This is a genomic window from Tahibacter soli (assembly GCF_025717065.2).
GTDB lineage: Bacteria > Pseudomonadota > Gammaproteobacteria > Xanthomonadales > Rhodanobacteraceae > Tahibacter > Tahibacter soli.
This window is the reverse complement of sequence record NZ_JAOVZO020000018.1, coordinates 1,049,193-1,068,342: the sequence shown is the minus strand read 5'-3', so window position 1 is coordinate 1,068,342 and position 19,150 is coordinate 1,049,193. Positions and strand designations below refer to the sequence as shown.

General features: G+C 71.3%; 15 protein-coding genes and 1 pseudogene. 12 read left to right on the top strand and 4 right to left on the bottom strand.

What is annotated here, in order from left to right:
- Window positions 1-10 precede the first annotated feature (10 nt).
- From cbiB to OD750_RS18045, 7 genes and pseudogenes are all read left to right on the top strand, one after another.
- Window positions 11-913 (top strand): adenosylcobinamide-phosphate synthase CbiB, encoded by a 903-nt coding sequence (cbiB, locus tag OD750_RS18075; RefSeq protein WP_263544017.1) that lies wholly within the window; start codon window positions 11-13, stop codon window positions 911-913.
- Window positions 906-1,877, top strand: a pseudogene (gene cobD, locus OD750_RS18070) (threonine-phosphate decarboxylase CobD); the annotation flags it as partial. The gene cbiB and the pseudogene cobD, both read left to right, overlap by 8 nt.
- Window positions 1,878-2,033: 156 nt before the next feature.
- Window positions 2,034-3,488 carry a cobyric acid synthase gene (locus OD750_RS18065; protein WP_263544070.1) on the top strand — a complete coding sequence of 485 codons (1,455 nt, stop codon included), beginning with the start codon at window positions 2,034-2,036 and terminating at the stop codon, window positions 3,486-3,488.
- The gene (gene cobU / locus OD750_RS18060; RefSeq protein WP_263544016.1) at window positions 3,476-3,994 is read left to right on the top strand and encodes a bifunctional adenosylcobinamide kinase/adenosylcobinamide-phosphate guanylyltransferase; all 519 of its coding nucleotides are present in this window, start codon (window positions 3,476-3,478) and stop codon (window positions 3,992-3,994) included. Before OD750_RS18065 ends, cobU begins: the two co-directional genes overlap by 13 nt.
- On the top strand, window positions 3,994-5,046 hold the full coding sequence (gene cobT, locus OD750_RS18055; protein WP_263544015.1) for a nicotinate-nucleotide--dimethylbenzimidazole phosphoribosyltransferase: 1,053 nt from the start codon (window positions 3,994-3,996) through the stop codon (window positions 5,044-5,046). Before cobU ends, cobT begins: the two co-directional genes overlap by 1 nt.
- Window positions 5,047-5,054: 8 nt before the next feature.
- Window positions 5,055-5,594, top strand: a complete 540-nt coding sequence (locus OD750_RS18050; protein ID WP_263544069.1) for a histidine phosphatase family protein — start codon at window positions 5,055-5,057, stop codon at window positions 5,592-5,594.
- 10 nt (window positions 5,595-5,604) lie between these two features.
- Window positions 5,605-6,330, top strand: coding sequence for an adenosylcobinamide-GDP ribazoletransferase (locus OD750_RS18045; RefSeq protein ID WP_263544014.1), 726 nt, complete (start codon window positions 5,605-5,607; stop codon window positions 6,328-6,330).
- On the opposite strand, the gene cueR is transcribed toward OD750_RS18045, so the two are convergent.
- The gene (cueR, locus tag OD750_RS18040) at window positions 6,327-6,797 is read right to left on the bottom strand and encodes a Cu(I)-responsive transcriptional regulator (RefSeq protein ID WP_272842032.1); all 471 of its coding nucleotides are present in this window, start codon (window positions 6,795-6,797) and stop codon (window positions 6,327-6,329) included. The genes OD750_RS18045 and cueR overlap by 4 nt on opposite strands.
- Complete coding sequence (locus tag OD750_RS18035; RefSeq protein WP_263544013.1) at window positions 6,787-8,985, bottom strand: heavy metal translocating P-type ATPase; 2,199 nt, start codon at window positions 8,983-8,985, stop codon at window positions 6,787-6,789. The genes cueR and OD750_RS18035 overlap by 11 nt, the downstream gene beginning before the upstream one ends.
- A gap of 154 nt (window positions 8,986-9,139) precedes the next feature.
- On the opposite strand from OD750_RS18035, the gene OD750_RS18030 reads away from it, so the two are divergent.
- A complete protein-coding gene (locus tag OD750_RS18030; protein WP_263544012.1) occupies window positions 9,140-9,334 on the top strand; it encodes a heavy-metal-associated domain-containing protein in 195 nt (64 codons plus the stop codon).
- Here OD750_RS18030 and OD750_RS18025 read toward each other — a convergent pair.
- Together OD750_RS18025 and tadA are read right to left on the bottom strand one after the other, a co-directional pair.
- A complete protein-coding gene (locus OD750_RS18025; RefSeq protein WP_263544011.1) occupies window positions 9,313-9,942 on the bottom strand; it encodes a class I SAM-dependent methyltransferase in 630 nt (209 codons plus the stop codon). The genes OD750_RS18030 and OD750_RS18025 overlap by 22 nt on opposite strands.
- A 401-nt stretch (window positions 9,943-10,343) precedes the next feature.
- The gene (tadA, locus tag OD750_RS18020; protein ID WP_263544010.1) at window positions 10,344-10,811 is read right to left on the bottom strand and encodes a tRNA adenosine(34) deaminase TadA; all 468 of its coding nucleotides are present in this window, start codon (window positions 10,809-10,811) and stop codon (window positions 10,344-10,346) included.
- A gap of 178 nt (window positions 10,812-10,989) precedes the next feature.
- Between tadA and OD750_RS18015 the strand changes: the two genes are divergently transcribed.
- Genes OD750_RS18015 through OD750_RS18000 form a run of 4 tightly spaced genes read left to right on the top strand, consistent with a single transcriptional unit; the run spans window position 10,990 to window position 19,143 of the window.
- Complete coding sequence (locus OD750_RS18015) at window positions 10,990-12,528, top strand: TIGR02677 family protein (protein WP_263544009.1); 1,539 nt, start codon at window positions 10,990-10,992, stop codon at window positions 12,526-12,528.
- Window positions 12,525-13,769: a TIGR02678 family protein gene (locus OD750_RS18010; RefSeq protein ID WP_263544008.1), complete on the top strand. Its 1,245-nt coding sequence runs from the start codon at window positions 12,525-12,527 to the stop codon at window positions 13,767-13,769. The genes OD750_RS18015 and OD750_RS18010 overlap by 4 nt, the downstream gene beginning before the upstream one ends.
- Window positions 13,766-17,923: a TIGR02680 family protein gene (locus OD750_RS18005; RefSeq protein ID WP_263544007.1), complete on the top strand. Its 4,158-nt coding sequence runs from the start codon at window positions 13,766-13,768 to the stop codon at window positions 17,921-17,923. Before OD750_RS18010 ends, OD750_RS18005 begins: the two co-directional genes overlap by 4 nt.
- Window positions 17,920-19,143 (top strand): TIGR02679 family protein, encoded by a 1,224-nt coding sequence (locus OD750_RS18000; RefSeq protein WP_263544006.1) that lies wholly within the window; start codon window positions 17,920-17,922, stop codon window positions 19,141-19,143. The genes OD750_RS18005 and OD750_RS18000 overlap by 4 nt, the downstream gene beginning before the upstream one ends.
- The last annotated feature ends 7 nt before the right edge of the window (window positions 19,144-19,150 follow it).

Below are 19,150 nucleotides of genomic sequence, written 5' to 3'. Positions count from 1 at the left end.
TGCCCACGGAATGATCGGCGCCGGCATCGCCCTCACCGCGTTCGCGCTCGATCACGTCTACGGCGAACCGTCGTCGCGACACCATCCGCTCGTCGCCTTCGGGCGCTACGCGGCATGGATCGAGCGGCAGCGCTATCGCCCCGATCGCACGAGCGGCACCGTCGCGCTCGCGCTGGCCGTCGCGCCGATCGTCGCGGCCGCGTGGCTGCTCACGCGCTCGGACCTGTTCGGCGCGCTGATCGCCGCGTTGCTGCTGTACGCCGCGATCGGCCTGCGCAGCCTGCGCGAACACGTCGAACCGGTCGCCGACGCGCTCGACGCGGGCGACCTCGATACCGCGCGCCGCCTCGTCGGCCGCGTCGTCAGCCGCGACACCGGTGCGCTCGACGCGTCGCAGGTCGCGACGGCGGCGACGGAAACCGCGCTCGAGAACGGCAACGACGCGGTGTTCGGCGCGCTGTTCTGGTTCGCCGTCGCCGGCGCGCCGGGCGCCGTGCTGTATCGCCTCGTCAACACGCTCGACGCGATGTGGGGCTATCGCAACGAACGCTACGAGGCGTTCGGCTGGGCCGCCGCGAAGCTCGACGATCTGCTCAACTGGGTCCCGGCGCGGCTCACCGCGTTCACATACGCGCTGTTCGGCCATTTCGAGCGCGCGCTCGCGTGCTGGCGCACGCAGGCGGGCGCGTGGGACAGCCCGAACGCCGGCCCGGTCATGGCGGCCGGCGCCGGCGCGCTCGGCGTGCGGCTCGGCGGCGCGGCGCCGTACGAAGGCACGTGGTACGAGCGGCCGACGCTCGGCGAAGGCGATCCGCCGCGCGCGGACGACGTGCGCCGCGGGCTCGCGCTCGTGCGCAACGGCGCGATCGCGTGGCTGGTCGTACTCGTCGTGCTCGATCTCGTCCATGCTTGAGCACGGCGGACGCCTCGCGCGTGCCGCGCGGCGCTACGGCATACCCGCCTCGCGCTGGGTGGATCTTTCCACAGGTATCAATCCGCACGGCTGGCCGGTGCCGCCGCCGGCCGCCGACGCGTGGCGCCGCCTGCCCGACGACGACGATCTCGAAGCGCTCGCGTGCGCCTGCTACGGCGCGCCGCGCATGCTCGCGACGGCCGGCACGCAGGCCGCGATCCAGGCGCTGCCGCGACTGCGCGCCCGCTGCCGCGTCGGCACGATCGCGCCCGGCTACGCCGAGCATGCGCACGCGTGGACGCGCGCGGGCCACGATGTCGTCCGTTTGCCGGCCGATGCGCTGTTCGCTCAGGCCGACGCGTTCGACGTCGTGGTCCTGATTCACCCGAACAACCCCGGCGGCGAACGCTTCGAACGCGACGCGCTGCTCGACCTGCACGCGCGGATCGCGTCGCGCGGCGGCTGGCTCGTGATCGACGAGGCGTTCATCGACGCGACGCCGGAGTGCAGCGTCGCTGACGCGACCGCGAGCGACGGACTCGTCGTGCTGCGTTCGCCGGGCAAGTTCTTCGGACTCGCCGGCGCGCGCGTCGGCTTCGCCGCGGCGGCCGAATCGCTGCTCGCGCGGCTGCGCGACGAGCTCGGGCCTTGGCCGATCGCCGCACCATCGCGCGCGGCGGTGGCCGGTGCGCTGGCCGATAGCGCATGGCAATCGGCGACGCGCGCGCGGCTCGCCGACGAATCGATGCGGCTCGCCGCGCTGCTGACGGCGCATGGTCTCGCACCGCACGGCGGCTGCCCGTTGTTTCAATGGGTAAAAGTTTCCAGTGCCGCCGAACTGCACGACGCGCTCGCGCGCGAAGCCGTCCTGACGCGGCTGTTCGACGCACCGGCAAGCCTGCGGTTCGGATTGCCGGCGAACGAAGACGCGTGGTTGCAGCTCGCCGCGGCGCTGAAAGCCGTGACTCCCTCTCCCCCAAGCTCGCTTGGGGGAGAGGGTCGGGGTGAGGGGGCGACGCGGCGGTCTTCCTCAACCTCGGCGAAGTGCGAATCGCCGCCCCCTCACCCTACCCTCTCCCCCAACGCGGTGCGGGGAGAGGGTTCGAGTGGTCGCGTGCTCATGGTCCAAGGCACCACCTCCGACGCCGGCAAGAGCACGCTCGTCGCCGGCCTGTGCCGCTGGCTCTACCGCCGCGGCGTCGCCGTCGCGCCGTTCAAGCCGCAGAACATGGCGCTGAACTCCGCCGTCACCGAAGACGGCGGCGAAATCGGCCGCGCGCAGGCGGTGCAGGCGCAGGCCGCCGGTTTGAAACCGCATACCGATTTCAACCCGATCCTGCTCAAGCCGAACACCGACATGGGCGCGCAGGTGATCGTGCACGGCCGCGCGATCGGCTCGATGCAGGCGCAGGCGTACCACGACTACAAGCGCGTCGCGCGGCAGGCCGTGCTCGCGTCGCACGCGCGCCTCGTCGCGCGCTACGCGGCCGTCGTCGTCGAAGGCGCGGGCAGTCCCGCCGAAATCAACCTGCGCGCGAACGACATCGCCAACATGGGCTACGCCGAAGCCGTCGACTGCCCGGTGATCCTCATCGCCGACATCGACCGCGGCGGCGTGTTCGCGCACCTCGTGGGCACACTCGCATTGCTGTCGCCGACCGAACGCGCGCGCGTCGCGGGCTTCGTCATCAACCGCTTTCGCGGCGACATCGCGCTGCTGCAACCCGGCCTCGACTGGCTCGAACGCGAAACGGGCAAGCCCGTGCTCGGCGTGTTGCCGTATCTGCACGGCCTGCACGTCGACGCCGAAGACGCGTTGCCGCGCGAGCGCGCCGCGAGCGGCCGCGCGTTCCGCGTGATCGTGCCGGCGCTGCCGCGCATCAGCAACCACACCGACTTCGACGCGCTGCGCCATCATCCGCAGATCGCGTTCTCGTTCGTCGGCCCGAACGAGATGCCGCCGCCGGCGGATCTCGTCGTGCTGCCCGGTTCGAAATCGGTGCGCGCCGACCTTGCGTGGCTGCGCGCGCACGGCTGGGAGCCGGCGCTGCGCCGTCATCTGCGCTACGGCGGCAAGGTGATCGGCATCTGCGGCGGGCTGCAGATGCTCGGCACGATGCTGCACGACCCGCTCGGCCTCGAAGGCGCCGCCGGCAGCAGCGCCGGGTTCGGCCTGCTCGATCTTGAAACGACGCTCGAACCCGAGAAGCAGCTGCGCAACGTGCAGGGCCGCCTCGCGTTCGCCGACGCGCCGGTGTCCGGCTACGAAATCCATTGCGGCGTCAGCCGCGGTGCCGCGCTCGCCGCGCCGGCGCTGACGCTCGACGGCGACCGCCCCGACGGCGCGATCTCGCCCGACGGTCAGGTGCTCGCCAGCTACGTGCACGGCCTGTTCGACACGCCGGCGGCCTGCCGCGCGCTGCTCGCCTGGGCCGGCTTCGACGCGAGCGAAGCGGTCGACCTCACCGCGTTGCGCGAAGCCGGCATCGAACGGCTCGCCGACGCGGTCGAGACGTATCTGGACACCGGCAGGCTCGCCGCGCTGCTGGGACTGGAGGTCGCATGCGCACGCTGATACTCGGCGGCGCGCGTTCGGGCAAGAGCGCGCTCGCCGAACGACTGGCCGGCGCGTCGGGACTCGACGTCGTCTACCTCGCGACGTCGACCGCGGGCGACGCGGAAATGACCGCGCGCATCGCGCACCATCGCTCGCGCCGGCCGGCCGCGTGGGATCTCGTCGAAGAACCGATCGCGCTCGCCGACGCGCTCGAACGCACGGCCCGACCCGGCCGCTGCGTGCTGGTCGACTGCCTCACGCTGTGGCTGACGAACCTGCTCTGTGCGGAAAATAAAAATTTGTTCACACAGCAGCACGGTAGATTAATGGAACTATTGCCGAGCTTGCCGGGCGAGCTGATACTCGTCAGCAACGAAGTCGGCCACGGCATCGTGCCGCTCGGCGAGCTGTCGCGACGCTTCGTCGACGAGGCCGGCCGCCTGCACCAGGCCGTCGCCTGCGCGTGCGACCGCGTCGTGCTGACCGTCGCCGGACTGCCCCTGCCCCTGAAAGGAAGCCTCTGATGCCGCTGGACTGGATCCGCCAAAGCGCCAAACCGATCGACACCGCCGCACGCGACGCCGCCGCCGCGCGCCAGGCGCAGCTGACGAAGCCGCCCGGCTCGCTCGGCCGGCTCGAAGCGCTGGCCATCGCGCTCGCCGGACTGCAGGGCCGCGAACGGCCGAGCGCCGGGCGCGTGCAGATCAGCGTCTACGCCGCCGACCACGGCGTCGCGGTCGAAGGCGTGTCGGCGTTTCCGCAGGCCGTCACCGGCGAGATGGTGCGCAACTTCGCCAACGGCGGCGCGGCGATCAGCGTGCTAGCGCGCGCGCTCGACGCGCAGCTCGAAGTGATCCACCTCGGCACGGTGAACGATCCCGGCCGCTACCCCAACGTCACGCGCGACTGGATCGCGCCGTCGACCGCGAACTTCCGCCACCAGCCGGCGATGGACGCCGCGCAGCTCGACCACGCGCTGCGCTGCGGCCGGCACAGCGCGCGCAACGCGGCGCAGGCCGGCGCCGATCTCTTCGTCGGCGGCGAGATGGGCATCGCGAATACGACGTCGGCCACGGCGCTCGCGTGCGCACTGACCGGCGCGACGCCGCTCGAACTCGCCGGCGCCGGCACCGGCCTCGACGCCGCGGGCATCCGGCACAAGGCCGACGTCGTCGCGCACGCGCTCGCGTTCCACCGCGCGGCGCTCGGCGATCCGCTCGAAGCGCTGCAGCGGCTCGGCGGATTCGAGATCGCCGCGCTCGTCGGCGCGTTCGTCGCGTGCGCGCAGATCGGCATCGCCGTGCTCGTCGACGGCTTTATCGCGTCGGCCGCGGCGCTCGCGGCGTGCGCGATCAATCCGTCGGTGCGCGAGCGGTTGCTGTTCGCGCACCGCTCGGCCGAAGCGGGCCACCAGCGCGTGCTCGACGCGCTGTCGGCGCAGCCGATCCTCGACCTGCGCATGCGCCTGGGCGAAGGCAGCGGCGCGGCCACGGCCGTGCCGCTGCTGCGCCTCGCCTGCACGCTGCACGCGCAGATGGCGACGTTCGCCGAAGCCGGCGTCTCGGAAAAAGCGTGATCGACCTGATGCGCCACGGCGACACGGGCCGGCCGAGCTATCGCGGCCAGCTCGACGACGCGCTGTCCGACGCCGGCTGGCGCGAGGCGCGCGACGCGGTCGCGGATCGCCGCTGGGACCGCATCGTCAGTTCCTCCCTGCGCCGCTGCGCCGACTTCGCGCGCGAGCTGTCGGCCGTGCGCGGCGTGCCGCTCGAACTCGACGCGCGTCTCGCCGAATACGGCTACGGCGACTGGCAAGGCGTGACGATCGCCGAACTCGAACGGCGCGAACCCGACGCGCTGCGGCGTTTCCGGCTCGACCCGGAACGACACGCGCCGCCGCGCGCCGAACCGCTCGCGGCGTTCGGCGCGCGCATCGCCGCGGCGCTCGGCGACATCGCGGAAGCGCATCCCGCGCAGCGCGTGCTCGTCGTCACGCACGGCGCGGCGATCCGCTGGGTGCGCTGCCGGCTCGAACGCCGGCCGTTCGGCGACATGGTCGGCATGGACGTGCCGAACGCGTCGCTGCACCGCATCGCCTGGCCCGCTCGCGAGGCCGCCGCGTGAACGCGCCGGCATGAACCCCTGGCGCCCGCCGCTCGTCGCGCTGCAGTTTCTGACGCGCATTCCGGTGCGGCTGCGCGACGCCGCGAGCGACGCCGAGGTCGGTGCGTCGATGGCATGGTATCCGGCGATCGGCCTTGGCATCGGCGTGCTGCTCGCGCTCGTCGCGTGGACGCTCGCCGACGCGCAGCCGCTCTTGCGCGCCGCGCTCGTGCTCGCGGTCTGGGTCGCGCTGACGGGCGGCCTGCACCTGGACGGCCTCGCCGACTCGGCCGACGCGTGGGTCGGCGGCGGCACCAGCGCCGAACGCACGCTCGCCATCATGAAGGACCCGCGCAGCGGGCCGATCGCGGTCGTCGTGCTCGTCGTCGTGCTGCTGCTGAAATTCGCGGCGCTCGCGAGCCTGCCGCGCGACGCATGGCCCGCGCTCGTCGCGGCCCCCCTGCTCGGCCGCGCGGCGCTGCCGCTCTTGTTCGCGACGACGCGCTACGTGCGCGCGGGCGGCCTCGGCAGCGTGCTCGCACAGCATTTGCCGCACGGCGCGTGCCTCGCCGTCGCCGTCGCGAGCGCCGCAGCGGTCTGGATCTTCGCCGCGCCGACGCCCGTCGCGGTCGCGGCGCTCGTCTTCGTCGCCTGGCGCCGCGCGATGGTGCGCCGCATCGGCGGCTGCACCGGCGATACGGCCGGCGCCATGGTCGAACTCGTCGAGGTCGTCGCGCTGGTCGCGCTCGCGCTCTAGCTTTCTTCGTCGTCCAGGGGGAGGCCGTCAAGCGCGAGATCGTCGAGAATGGGACAATCGGGCCGCTCGTCGCCATGGCACTGCGCCGCAAGCGCCGCGAGCGTGCGCTGCATCGCCTGCATCTGCGCGATGCGCTCGGCGAGTTCGTCGACGTGCTTCTGCGCGAGCTTCTTCACCTGTGCGCTGCTGCGCCGCCGGTTGTCCCACAAGCCCAGGAGCGCGGCGATATCGGGCGTCGAAAACCCGAGCGCCCGAGCACGGCGGATAAAGCTCAGGCGATGAATATCCTTGCCGGAATACAATCGATAACCGGCGAACGTGCGGCCGACCGCGGGCATCAGGCCGATCGACTCGTAGTGCCGGATCATCTTCGCGCTGACTCCGCTCGCGCGCGCGGCCTCGCCGATGTTCGCCATGCCGCCGGCGCGCGCCTGCGCCAGCTCGGGTCGCAACGCTTCACGCGGCATCGTCGGCCCTCCAGCGTGCGAGCAGTCCCGCGTTGCCGATCACGCTCAGGCTCGACAGCGCCATCGCGAGGCCCGCGACGACCGGATTGAGCCAGCCGAGCGCCGCGAGCGGCAACCCCACGGCGTTGTAGACGAACGCCCAGAACAGATTCTGCCGGATCTTGCGCGTCGTGCGGCGCGCCACGTCGATCGCGGCCGACACGAGCCGCGGATCGTTGCGCATCAGCGTCACGCCGGCCGCTTCCATCGCCACGTCGGTGCCGCCCGCCATCGCGAAGCCGACGTCGGCCACGGCGAGCGCCGGCGCGTCGTTCACGCCGTCGCCCACCATGCCGACCGTGCGACCGCCGGCGCGCAGACGCTCGACTTCCTCGGCCTTGTGTTCCGGCGTCACCTCGGCGAGCACGCGCGCGATGCCGAGCGACGCGGCGATCGCGTGCGCCGCTTCGCTGCGGTCGCCCGAGATCATCACCGTATCGATGCCGGCGGCGCGCAGCGTGGCGACGGCCTCGCGCGCGCCTTCGCGCGGCGTGTCGCGGAACGCGATGACGCCGACCGGCAGCGGCCGTCCGGCGTCTTCGCGCGCGAGCCACGACAGCGTCGCGCCGGCGTCGGTCGCCGTGCCGTCGAGCGCGTTCGCGTCGACGCCGAGCGACGCGAGCCAGCGCGCGCTGCCGAGCCACACGCGGCGGCCGTCGACGATGCCGGTGACGCCGTGCCCCGGCACGTTGCGCGCCTCGTCGGCCACCGTCACGGCGAGACCGCGTTCGGCCGCGGCGGCGAGCGTCGCCGCCGCGAGCGGATGCGTGCTGCCGGCCGAAAGACTCGCCGCCTGGGCGACGAGCGTCGCCTCGTCGCCGTCGAGCGCACGCACGGCGACCACGTGCGGCCTGCCCTGCGTCAGCGTGCCGGTCTTGTCGAACGCGACGACGTCCAGCTTCTCGGCGCGCTCGAGCGCGTCGGCGTCGCGCACGAGAATGCCCGAACGCGCGGCGGCGCCCATGCCGGCGATCAGCGCGGTCGGCGTGGCGAGGCCCAGCGCGCACGGACACGCGATCACGAGCACGGCGATCGCGTTGATCAATCCGCTGCGCCAGTCGCCGGCCGCGCCCCAGGCAACGAGCGTGATCAGCGCGAGCGCGACGACGATCGGCACGAACACCGCGCTGATGCGGTCGACGAGGTACTGCACCGGCGCCTTGCGCGACTGCGCGTTTTCGACGAGCCGGATGATGCGCGCGAGACGGCTCTCGGCGCCGACCGCGCGCGTCTTGACCGCGATGCGGCCGTCGCCGTTGATCGAACCGCCGGTCACCGCGTCGCCGGGCGATTTCGCCAGCGGCAGACTTTCGCCGCTGATCAGCGATTCGTCGATCTGCGTCTCGCCGTCGACGATCTCGCCGTCGACCGGCACGCGTTCGCCGGGCAGCACGATCGCCACGTCGCCGGGCACGACGTCGGCGAGCGCGACCCACGTTTCCACGCCGTCGCGCACGATGCGCGCACGCTCCGGCGCGAGCTTCTGCAACGCGCGGATCGCCGCGCCGGTCTTGCGCCGCGCGCGGCGTTCGAGCCACTTGCCGGCGAGCACGAGCGCGATCAGCACGGCGGAAGTTTCAAAGTACAGATGTTGCGCGTGCGGTTCGACCGCGGCGAGGTTGTACAGCGACAGGCCATACGCGGCCGAGGTGCCCAGCGCGATCAGAAGATCCATGTTCGCCGTGCGATGGCGCAGCGCGGTCCACGCGGCGCGATAGAAACGCGCGCCGAGCCAGAACTGGAGCGGCGTCGCCAGCGCGAGCTGCAGCCAGCCGGGCGGCATCCAGTGCCTGCCTACGAGCGACGCCAGCATCGGCGCGACGAGCGGCAGCGCCAGCAGCGCGGCGACGACGACGTGGCGCGTCTCGCGCGCGTCGTCGGCCACGGCGGCGACATCGGCGCTGCTTTCCTGCGCGACGCGTGCGTCGTAGCCGGCGTCGGCGACGGCGGCGATCAGCGCCGCGGCATCGGCGCGGCCGTCGGTATGGACCGCGGCCGATTCGGTCGCGAGGTTCACGCTCGCGTCAAGCACGCCCGGCACGCGCTCGAGCGCCTGCTCGACATGGCGCACGCACGATGCGCATGTCATTCCACCGATCGCGAATCGGAATTCGCGCGTCTGCGCGGCAAGGTTATCGAGGGTGGTCACGGTGCTCTCCGATCGGTTCGACCGGTGCATCATCAACCCTTCCATCATGGGAAGGTCAAGCAACCGTCATCCGCGACGCCGTCGCTTGACCTTGCCATCATGGCAAGGTGCAACCTGCCGCCGCCGGCGCAGGGCCGGCTGCAGGGAGACGGCGATGATTTTCCGGGTGGAAGGCATGACTTGCGGCGGCTGCGCCAGGCGCGTGACGCGCGCGGTGCAGGCGCTCGACGCGAATGCGGCGGTTGCGGTCGATCTGGCGCGCGGCACGGTCGAGGTCGGCAGCACGGCGGACGCGACCGCCGTCGCCGCGGCCATTGCGGCGGCGGGCTATCCGGCCACGGCGGTCTGATCGCGCCGCAGCCACGCCCACACGAAGCGCTGCTCGCTGCCCCACGGCGTGACATGCGTTTCGAACCACGCATCGCGCAGCGCGAATGCGGGGCCGGCGAGCGCGGCGATGTCCTCCGGGTCGCGCCGCGCGACGACGAGGCCGCTGCATCGCTCGGGTCCGTCGGCCGCGAAGCCGCCGATCAGCGCGTGCCCGCCGGGCCGCAACGCGTGCGCGAGCTGCCGCGCGTACGCGCGCGCGCCGGCGGGATCGGTCAGAAAGTGCAGTACCGCGCGGTCGTGCCAGACGTCGTAGCCGTGTCTGCGCAGCGCAACGCCCGTGACGTCCCCGGCCACCCATTCCACGCGCGCGGCGCGTTCGCCGAGCCGCGCGCGGGCGATGTCGAGCGCGGCGGCCGACAGGTCGAGCACGGTCGGCGCCAGCCCGCGCGCGACGAGGTCGTCGACCAGCGTCGAGGCGCCGCCGCCGACGTCGATCACGCGCGTCGCGGCGTCGACGCCGATCGCGTCGAGCCAGCGCAGCGACAGGTCCAGGTGCGGCCGATACCAGCTGACCGCATCGCTCGCTTTCGCCGCGTAGACGCCTTCCCAGTGTTCTTTCGCCGTCACGGTCGCGCTCTCGGGGAAGCGGCGAGTCTACGGCCCGGACGGGTTCGTTCGCGAGTCGCGTCGATACCGCTATCGGTCGCGACCGCAGCGATGACAACGTAGTCAGCCAGTGCCGCAAAACATTCGACACGACGCGAAACGGCGCTCCGGCGAGCCGGAGCGCCGCGATGGCCGCGGTCGCGGCGAGCCAGGGAGATCGACGCGACCGCGGCCAAACCCATACGTCGTGTAATGCACCGCAGCGCATGGCCGTCACGGCGGCCGTCCTGCGCGCTGCGGCTTGCCTCCCCGAGAGGTGGCGCAGTGATACGCTCGCGTGACAACGTTGTCAATACAATGTTCTGGAATATGTGAACAACGCTGCCGTTGCGCCGCGTCGCCCCCGCGTATCGACCGTTCGATCAGCGGCGTTTGCGAAAGAAGGTGCGCAAGAGATCGGCCGACTCGTCGGCGAGCACGCCGCCGTGCACCGCGACGCGGTGGTTGTGGCGATCGGAAACCAGCGTGTCGAACACGCTGCCGGCGGCGCCGGTCTTCGGATCGGTCGCGCCGTACACGACGCGGGCGACACGCGCGTGCACCATCGCCATGGCGCACATCGCGCAGGGTTCGAGCGTCACGTACAGCACCGCGCCGGGAAAGCGATAGTTCGACAGGCGCTGTCCCGCGTCGCGCAGCGCGAGAATTTCCGCATGCGCGCTCGGATCGTTCAGGCCGATATTTCGATTCCACCCCTCGCCGGCCATCTGTCCGTCGACGACGAGCACGGCGCCGACGGGCACTTCGCCGTGCTCGGCGTCGGCGTGGCGCGCGAGTTCGAGCGCGCGGCGCATCCACGTTTCGTCGACGTGGTCGCGATCCTCGATCATTGCCCGTGCTCCATTTTTTTCCGTCGATTTTTCATGGTCGTATCATGTACAACGGCCGGTCGCCGGCAAGCGCGATCGATCATTGTATGGCGTCGCACGGCCGGATCGGTGGCGCGGGTGTTGCCCGCAAGGCCCGCGATCTATCATCGCGCCCAGGAACTACAAACCGGATGTGGCGATGCCGACCGAAGTTTCCGCCGACTTGTTCCGGCACGTCAGCGCAGAAAAATCCGATTTCTATCGCTGCATCATGGACGCGTTCGCCGCCGCGAAACGCCAGTACCGCCTGCAGCTGCGGCCGGACGAAGTGCTCGCCGAAGCGCGCTGGACGGGACCGGCGCCACGCATCGAAGACCTGACGGCCGCGCTGGCGCAACTGACGGCATGGGGCAACCTCGAATCGCAACCGGACACGGCGCGCGTGCTGAGCCTCGCCGATTTCTATCGCGCGCGCTTCCTGTACCGTCTTTCGCACGGCGGCGAAGCAGTGGAAACGGCGCTGGCGACATTCGAACAGGCGATGCGCCGGCGCGCCGAACTGCAGACCGTCGCGCTCGAAGACATCGCCTCGCGACTGGCGGCGCTGCGTCTGCTCGTCGTCGTCGGCACGCCGGACGAACCCGACGTCGCCAAGGTCCATGGGGTCATGCGCGACCTCGTCCGCGTCTTCGAAAGCCTGGCCGACAACGCCCAGGCCTTCATGGCGGGCGTCGCGCGCAGCCTCCAGCTGCAGCAAGCCGACATCGCCGACGTGATCGGCTACAAACGCCGCCTGATCGACTATCTCGAGCGTTTCATGAGCGATCTCGTGCGCCGCTCGGAGACCATCGCGACGTCGATCCGCGAGCTGACGCCGCGCATCGACGCGCACCTCTCGCTGATCGCCGCACGCGAGGCGCGCGACGCAGCCCCCGGCGACCTGCTCGATCAGGCGTACGAGCGCACGCAGCGCCTGGAAGCCTGGCGCGAGCGCTGGTCCGGCCTGTCGGGCTGGTTCGTGTCGCACACGCAAGAGCCGCCGCAGGCCGAACTGCTGCGCGCTCGCGTCCGCGCGGCGATTCCGCAGCTGTTGAGCGCGATCGCCGCGTTGAACGAACGACGCGCAGGCCGCAGCGACCGCTCGGCCGATTTTCGCACGCTCGCGGTCTGGTTCGCCGACTGCGACGATGCACGGCACGCCCACCGCCTCGCGCGCGCCGCATTCGCGCTCAACCCGGCCCGTCACTATTCGCTCGACCAAACCGCCGAGCAGGATCTGCCGGCGCACACCGCCTGGGCCGACGCGCCGCCGCTGCGCGTTCATCCGCGCCTGCGCGAATACGGCGAAGCGACCCCGCGAGGGCCGCTTGCGCGCGTGAAAGACCGCAGCGACGCGCGCGCCCTGGCGGCATCGCAGCTCGAGCAGGAGAACCAGCAGGTCGAAGCGGCGCGCCGAAAGCTTGCCACCGGGCGGTCGCTGCGGCTCTCGCAACTGCGCGATCTCGACGCCGACGCGTTCCGGCTGTTCCTGCAACTGCTCGGCGAAGCGCTGTCGGAGCAGGCTTCGCCGGATGCGACGATCGAGCGCCGCACCGGCGACGGACTGCTGGTCGTGCGCCTGGAACCGCTCGGCCCCGACAGCAGGGCCAGCATCGAAACGCCGCTCGGCACGTTGTCCGGCCGCGACCATCTCGTCACGATCACGCCGGTCTCGCAGGCAGCGACGGAGGCGGCGTGAACGTCCGCGCGCGCCGTCACGCGGTGGCCGAGGCGCAGAGCGCTTTCGCGCGCGACGAATTCCGTCGCGCCGTTCGAGCGCTGCTGATGCAGCCGCTGCTCGGCCCGCAGCACGAAGACTTCGCTTCCGTGCGCCGCCAGGCTGACCGTCTGCGCGACTGGTTCGCGCGTGAAACCGGCTGGGCGCTGCATGTCGATCGGCAAGGCGCGCGCCTGTACAAGCGTCCGGCCGACCTTGACGACGCGACCCGCGGTCTGCCCGACTATGAACGCAACCGCTATGTCCTGCTCTGCCTCGCCTGCGCCGCGCTCGATCGTGCCGAACCGCAGATAACGCTGCAGACGCTCGGCGATCGCCTGCTGTCGCTGGCGGCGGAACCCGCGCTCGCCGAGCGCGGGTTCGCGTTCCATCTGCGCTCGCCGTCCGAACGCCGCGACCTTGTCCACATCTGCAAAACGCTACTAGATCTCGGCGTCCTGCGCCGGGTCGTCGGCGACGAGGAAAGCTTCATTCACGGCGCGGGCGCACAGGCGGATGCGCTGTACGACGTGCACCGCCATGCGTTGGCCGGCATGCTCGCCGCGGTCAGAGGGCCGTCCAGCTGGCCGGAGAGCCAGATGCCGCACACGCTCGACGAGCGGCTGCATGCGCTCGTGTCGGAATACGTGGCCGACAGCGAAGACGGCCGTCGTACCGCGATGCGGCACCGGCTCGCGCGTCGCCTGCTCGACGATCCCGTCGTCTACTTCGATTCGCTCGACGACGAAGCCCGCGCCTATTTCGCGAACCAGCGCGGCGTGATGGCGACGCGATTGTGCGACGCCGCCGGACTCGTCGCCGAACAGCGTGCCGAAGGACTGGCGCTCGTCGACGAAACCGGCGCGCTGACCGACGTCGCGATGCCGGCCGAAGGCACGGAGGCGCACGCGACGCTGCTGGTCGCCGAATATCTCGCCGACCATCTGCGCCGCGAGCCGGGGCCGTTCGCGATCGGCGCGTCGACGATCGCGGCGGTCCTGGGCGACGCGAAGGAACGCTACGGCCGCTATTGGCGCAAGTCCGCGCGCGAACCCGGCGCCGAACACGAACTGGCGGGCATCGCGATCGATCGTCTGGAAAAACTGAACCTGGTCCGGCGCGACGGATCGACGATACGCGCGCGGCCCGCGCTGGCGCGCTTTGCGCTGGGGACGGAAATCGTCGCGCGGCAGCTGGCGCCGGGCATCGAGGCGGACGCATGATGCAGACACCTGCGAGCGGCGCGCTGCGCCCTCCCCGACTGCCGCAACCGTCGACCGCGCGCTGGCAGCCGCTGCGGATCGGTCTGGTGGAGCTGTTTCGCTACGACAGCGAGGAATTCTGGTTTCACGAGGGACGCCTGCTGCTGCGCGGCAACAACGGCACCGGCAAGTCCAAGGTCCTGTCGCTGACGTTGCCGTTCCTGCTCGACGCCAATCTGCGTCCCTCGCGCATCGAACCCGACGGCGACGCCGGCAAGCGCATGGCGTGGAATCTCCTGCTCGGCACCTACGATCGCCGCATCGGCTACGCGTGGATCGAGTTCGGGCGGCGCGACGAAGACGGCACCACGCATTTCATGACGCTCGGAGCCGGCCTGTCCGCGGCGGCGGCGCGTCCCCATGTGGACAGCTGGTTTTTTATCCTCGACGGCGAACCGGCGGCGCGCATCGGCGAAGACTTCTGGCTGCTGACGTCGCAGCGCAGCGTGCTGACGCGCGAGCGGCTGCGCGAGGCGATCGAGGGCCGGGGACAGGTATTCGACAAAGCCGAGGCCTACCGGCGCGCCGTCGACGAGCGATTGTTCCGGCTCGGCAAACGCTACGGCGCGCTGATGGACACGCTGATCCAGCTGCGTCAGCCGCAGCTGTCGAAAAAGCCCGACGAAACGGGCCTGTCGAACGCGCTCAGCGAAGCGCTGCCGCCGATGGAGCAGCGCCTGCTCGGCGACGTCGCCGAAGCACTCAACCATCTCGAGGAAGAACGCCGCGAACTCGACGAACTCAAGCAGCTGGCCAAAGCCGTCGGCCGGTTCGACGAGCGCTATCGCATCTACGCGGGGACGCTGACGCGGCGCCAGGTACGCGAACTGCGCCAGGCGCAGACGACCTTCGACAACGCCAGCCGCCAGCGCGCCGAGGCGCAGGCGCACCGGTCGTCGACGCAAGACGCGAAAGACGCGGCGACCGACGCGCGCGAGGCGGCCGAGGCGCGCGTGATCCACCTGCGCGACGAGCAGCACGCGTTGCTGTCCGATCCGGCGATGACCGACGCGAAACGCCTCGACGACGAAAAGGAGAACGCTGCCAAATGGCAGCGCGAAGCGGAGGCGGCGACGCGAAGGCGCGAGGCCGCGGCGCGGCGCAGGGACGACGAAGTCGCCGAAACCGCGCGCGCGACGCAAGAGGCCGTCGAAACGCAGACCCGCCTGGCGGGCGCCCGCAGCGAAGGCGCCGTGCATGCCGGCGCGGCGGAAATCAGCACCGGTTGGGCGACGCACCCGCTGGTCGCGCTTGCGCCGCTCGAACTCGTCGACCTCGCCCCGGCGGATATCGACGCCGCGCAGACCGAGCTGCTGTCCCTGGTCGCCGACCGGCAGGGCGATGTCGAAACGTTGCGCAGGCGACATCGCGAAGTCGATCAGGCCCGCGACGCGCTGCTGCTGCAGCGACAGTCGTACGACGAAAAGCGTGCCGTGCTGGACGATACCGCCGAACGGCGCCGCGACGCCGATGCCGCCTTCGAACGCGCGTGCGACGCCCTGATCGAAGCCTGGGCCGCGTTCCACGAACGTGTGATCGAGCTGCGCGTCGACGTCGGCGCCCAGGCCGACGCATTGGCCGAATGGACCCGCAATCCGACCGCAGACAATCCGGCTCGCATCGCGCTGCGCGAAGCGCTGCTCGCGGCCGGCAAGCGCCATGCGGTCCAGGAAGCCGAACTCGACGCGATCGAGCGCGCCGTGCACGACGAGCGATCGGCGCTCTCGGCCGAACGGCAGCGGCTGAACGCCGGCAGCGACCTGCATCCGCCCGCGCCGCCCGCCCGCGACGCCGCGGCGAGACTGCGCGCCGCCGGCATGCCATTGTGGAAATTGGTCGATTTTCGTCCGACAGTCGACGCTCGCGCGAAAGCGGGCCTGGAGGGCGCGCTCGAAGGCGCCGGGCTGCTCGATGCCTGGGTCACGCCCGACGGCCGGATTCTCGGCGCCGACGCGGCCGAACCGTGGCATGACGTCCAACTGCTCGCACGTACGCCGATCGCGGGCGGCAGCCTCGCGGACTGGCTGCAGCCGGCGATACCCGACGGCGGCGGCATCGCGCCGGCCCTCATCGAGCGCCTGCTGGCCGGCATCGCGGTCGCGGCAAACGATCCGGTCGAAGCCGAGGCCTGGGTTTCGCCGTCCGGCCGATATCGCATCGGCCCGCTGTCGGGCTCGTGGATCAAGGCGCAGGCGCAGTACATCGGTTACGCCGCGCGCGAACAGGCGCGTCTGCGGCGCATCGTCGACATCGACGCACGCCTGGATGCATTGGCGCAGGATCTCGAGATTGCACGCCGTCGACGCGACGCGCTGGAAGCGGCCCGCGGGCTCGCCGACGAGGAGTGGCGCGGCGCGCCGAGCGACGACGCGCTGCACGCCGCGCGTCTCTCGGCGGCGGCGGCGTCCGCAACCTTTCGCGAGGCCCGGACTCAGTTCGCGCTCGCCGAAGATCGCTGGAGGAACGCCGAGCAGACGCTGCACGCGGCGCACGGTTCGCTGGAGCGCGACGCCCGGGATCTGCGGTTGCCGGCGGCAGCCCCCGCACTGACGGCGATCGACGGTTCGCTTGCCGCATTGACCAAGATACAAGGCACGCTCGTGCTCGCCGTCCGCGAATGGCGGCGGCTGATACCGGGATTGCGGCGCCAGCAGGCGCGTCGCCACGAAGCAGCCGAGCAGTTCGCGGCGGCTGACGACGCGGCAGCGACGGCGCAGCGCGAATCGCAGCTTGCGCAAACGCGCTACGACGTTCTGCTCGCGAACGTCGGCGTCAAAGTGGAAACGTTGCAAAAGCGTCTCGCCGACGTCAATGAGGCGGTTCGGGCCGGCGAACGCGCGTTGAAAGCCGCGGAAGATACGCTGCGCACCGCGACCGAGGCCTTCGGCTTCGCCGACGGCGTCGCGCGAGGCGCCGAGGCGGCGCTCGCCGCGAGCGTCGCAGCCCGCGCGAACGCGGTCGCTCGACTGCGCCAATTCGCCGCGAACGGACTGCTGCCGTCGGCGCTGCCCGACATCGACATTCCGCCGCCGGCGGTCGAATGGACGATCGATCCGGCGCTCAACTTCGCGCGTCGCGTCGAGCAGCAGCTCGCGCACATCAAGGACGACGACGCCAGCTGGGAGCGCATCCAGCGCGGCGTCAGCGAAGACCTGCAGGAATTGCAGCGCGCGCTGACGACGCTCGGACATCGCGAGACGACGGAAATCAACGAATGGGGCCTGGTCGTGCACATCGTCTACGGCAACCAGCCCGAGCGGCCGGACCGCCTGATCGCCGCGCTGACCGCCGAGGTCGCGCAACGCGGCCAGTTGCTGACCGAGCAGGAGCGCGAAGTTCTGGAAAACTATCTGCAGGCCGAAATCGCGATCGAGGTGCAGCGGTCGCTGCAGGCCGCCGACAGGCACGTCGACGCCATCAACAGGGAGCTCGAAAAGCGGCCCACGTCGACCGGCGTGCGCTACCGCCTGCAGTGGCAGACGCTGCCCGAAACCGAAGGCGCGCCGATCGGCTTCGATCGCGCGCGCGCGCGCCTGCTCAACACCAGCTCCGACTTGTGGACGTCCGAGGACAAGCGCGCCATCGGCACGATGCTGCAACAGCGCATCGCCGCCGAGCGCGAACGCGCCGACGCCGACGTATCGGGCGAAGCCGGCAATCTCAGCGACCAGCTGGCGCGGGCGCTCGACTACCGGCGCTGGCATCGGTTTCGCGTCGAGCGCCTGCAGGACGGCCACTGGCGCAAGCTCTCCGGTCCGGCTTCCAGCGGCGAGCGCGCGCTCGGCCTGACCGTGCCGCTGTTCGCCGCGATCGCAAGCTTCTACGGCCAGGGCAGCTATGCGCTCGCGCCGCGCCTGATGCTGCTCGACGAAGCGTTCGCCGGAATCGACGATGCCGCGCGAGCCCACTGCATGGGACTGATCCGCGAGTTCGATCTCGATTTCGTCATCACGAGCGAGCGCGAATGGGCGTGCTACGCGGAGCTGCCGGGCGTGTCGATCTGCCAATTGCAGAAACTTCCGGACATCGACGCCATCTACGTTTCGCGCTGGACCTGGGACGGCCGCGCCAGACGGCGAGAAACCGATCCCGACCGTCGCTTCCCGTCGACGTGAACGGCGCCGGGAGCGAACGTCTGGAGCGACTGCTCGGCGGCGACGCCCTGGCCGGACTGCGCAAGCGCCTGCGGCGGCGATTCGAGGACGACGCCATGCCCGCGACGCTGCGCATCGGCAATCTGTCCGATGCCGAGCACGCCGCGCTCGCCGCGCTGACGGGTCGGCCTTCGCCGTACCGCCGTTCGCTGAACGTCGACGTTGCCGCTGTCGACACCGCGCTTGCCGCGACAGGGATCGCCGCGTCGCTGCGCGACGCGCTCGAACGGCTCGACGGACCGATCGTGTCGCGCTCGGCGCTCCGGACGAGCGTGGAGCTTCGCTGGCGCCGCGTCTTCGAAGCGCCCGCCAGTCCGCTGCTGGCGGCGCTGCTCGCCGGCGCCGACGGCAGATCGGTGCTCAGGCGCCTCGCGCAAGGCGACGGCGAATACGCCGACCGGTTGCGCGACGACGCCGACCGCGTGCTGCGGCAGCTGCCACAAGCCGGAACGGCGCGGGCGCTGCTCGCGGCGCAAACGCTCGGCGACGCGCATGCGCTGGACAACGGTCGATCGATCGCGACGCTCGTGCTCGCGGCATTGCGGCTGCGCCATGGTGCGCCGCCCGAGGCGGAAGTTCGCTCACGCGAACTGTGGGCCGGCGCAGGCGTACTCGTGAACGAACTCGCGCGCCCCGCCCTGTTCCTGAACCTGCCGGTGCTGCCCGATCGCTCGGGCGACGGCCGGCGCACGCGCTACGGAGCCCCCGACTACATCGCACTGCGCGAGCTCGTGCGAACCCCGCCGCGATGGAACGTTCGCGGCGTGGATCTTTACGTTTGTGAAAATCCGAATATTGTCGCCATCGCCGCCGACCGGCTCGGCGACCGCTGCGCACCGCTCGTGTGCACCGACGGCATGCCGGCTGCCGCCCAGCGCGTGCTGCTGGCGCAACTGGCGGCGGCGGGCGCACGACTGTTCTACCACGGCGATTTCGACTGGCCGGGTTTGCACATCGGCAATTTCGTCATGCGCACGTTCGCGGCCCGACCATGGCGATTCACGGCCGCCGACTATCGCGAAGCCCTGAGCGGACTGCCCGGCGGCCGAACGGAACTCGGCGGGGCGGCCGTCGCCGCATCGTGGGACGACGAACTCTCGGCGGCCATGGCGACCTGCCGCATCGGCGTGCCGGAAGAAGCGATCGCGGACGTCCTCGCCGGCGATCTGGCGACCGCGTGAAGTCGTC

What these genes read in the sequence shown, in the direction of transcription:
- cbiB (WP_263544017.1), top strand. Translation starts at nt 11, where the DNA reads ATGATCGGCGCCGGCATCGCCCTCACCGCGTTCGCGCTCGATCACGTC.
- OD750_RS18065 (WP_263544070.1), top strand. Translation starts at nt 2,034, where the DNA reads ATGGTCCAAGGCACCACCTCCGACGCCGGCAAGAGCACGCTCGTCGCC.
- cobU (WP_263544016.1), top strand. Translation starts at nt 3,476, where the DNA reads ATGCGCACGCTGATACTCGGCGGCGCGCGTTCGGGCAAGAGCGCGCTC.
- cobT (WP_263544015.1), top strand. Translation starts at nt 3,994, where the DNA reads ATGCCGCTGGACTGGATCCGCCAAAGCGCCAAACCGATCGACACCGCC.
- OD750_RS18050 (WP_263544069.1), top strand. Translation starts at nt 5,055, where the DNA reads ATGCGCCACGGCGACACGGGCCGGCCGAGCTATCGCGGCCAGCTCGAC.
- OD750_RS18045 (WP_263544014.1), top strand. Translation starts at nt 5,605, where the DNA reads ATGAACCCCTGGCGCCCGCCGCTCGTCGCGCTGCAGTTTCTGACGCGC.
- cueR (WP_272842032.1), bottom strand. Translation starts at nt 6,797, where the DNA reads ATGCCGCGTGAAGCGTTGCGACCCGAGCTGGCGCAGGCGCGCGCCGGC.
- OD750_RS18030 (WP_263544012.1), top strand. Translation starts at nt 9,140, where the DNA reads ATGATTTTCCGGGTGGAAGGCATGACTTGCGGCGGCTGCGCCAGGCGC.
- tadA (WP_263544010.1), bottom strand. Translation starts at nt 10,811, where the DNA reads ATGATCGAGGATCGCGACCACGTCGACGAAACGTGGATGCGCCGCGCG.
- OD750_RS18015 (WP_263544009.1), top strand. Translation starts at nt 10,990, where the DNA reads ATGCCGACCGAAGTTTCCGCCGACTTGTTCCGGCACGTCAGCGCAGAA.
- OD750_RS18005 (WP_263544007.1), top strand. Translation starts at nt 13,766, where the DNA reads ATGATGCAGACACCTGCGAGCGGCGCGCTGCGCCCTCCCCGACTGCCG.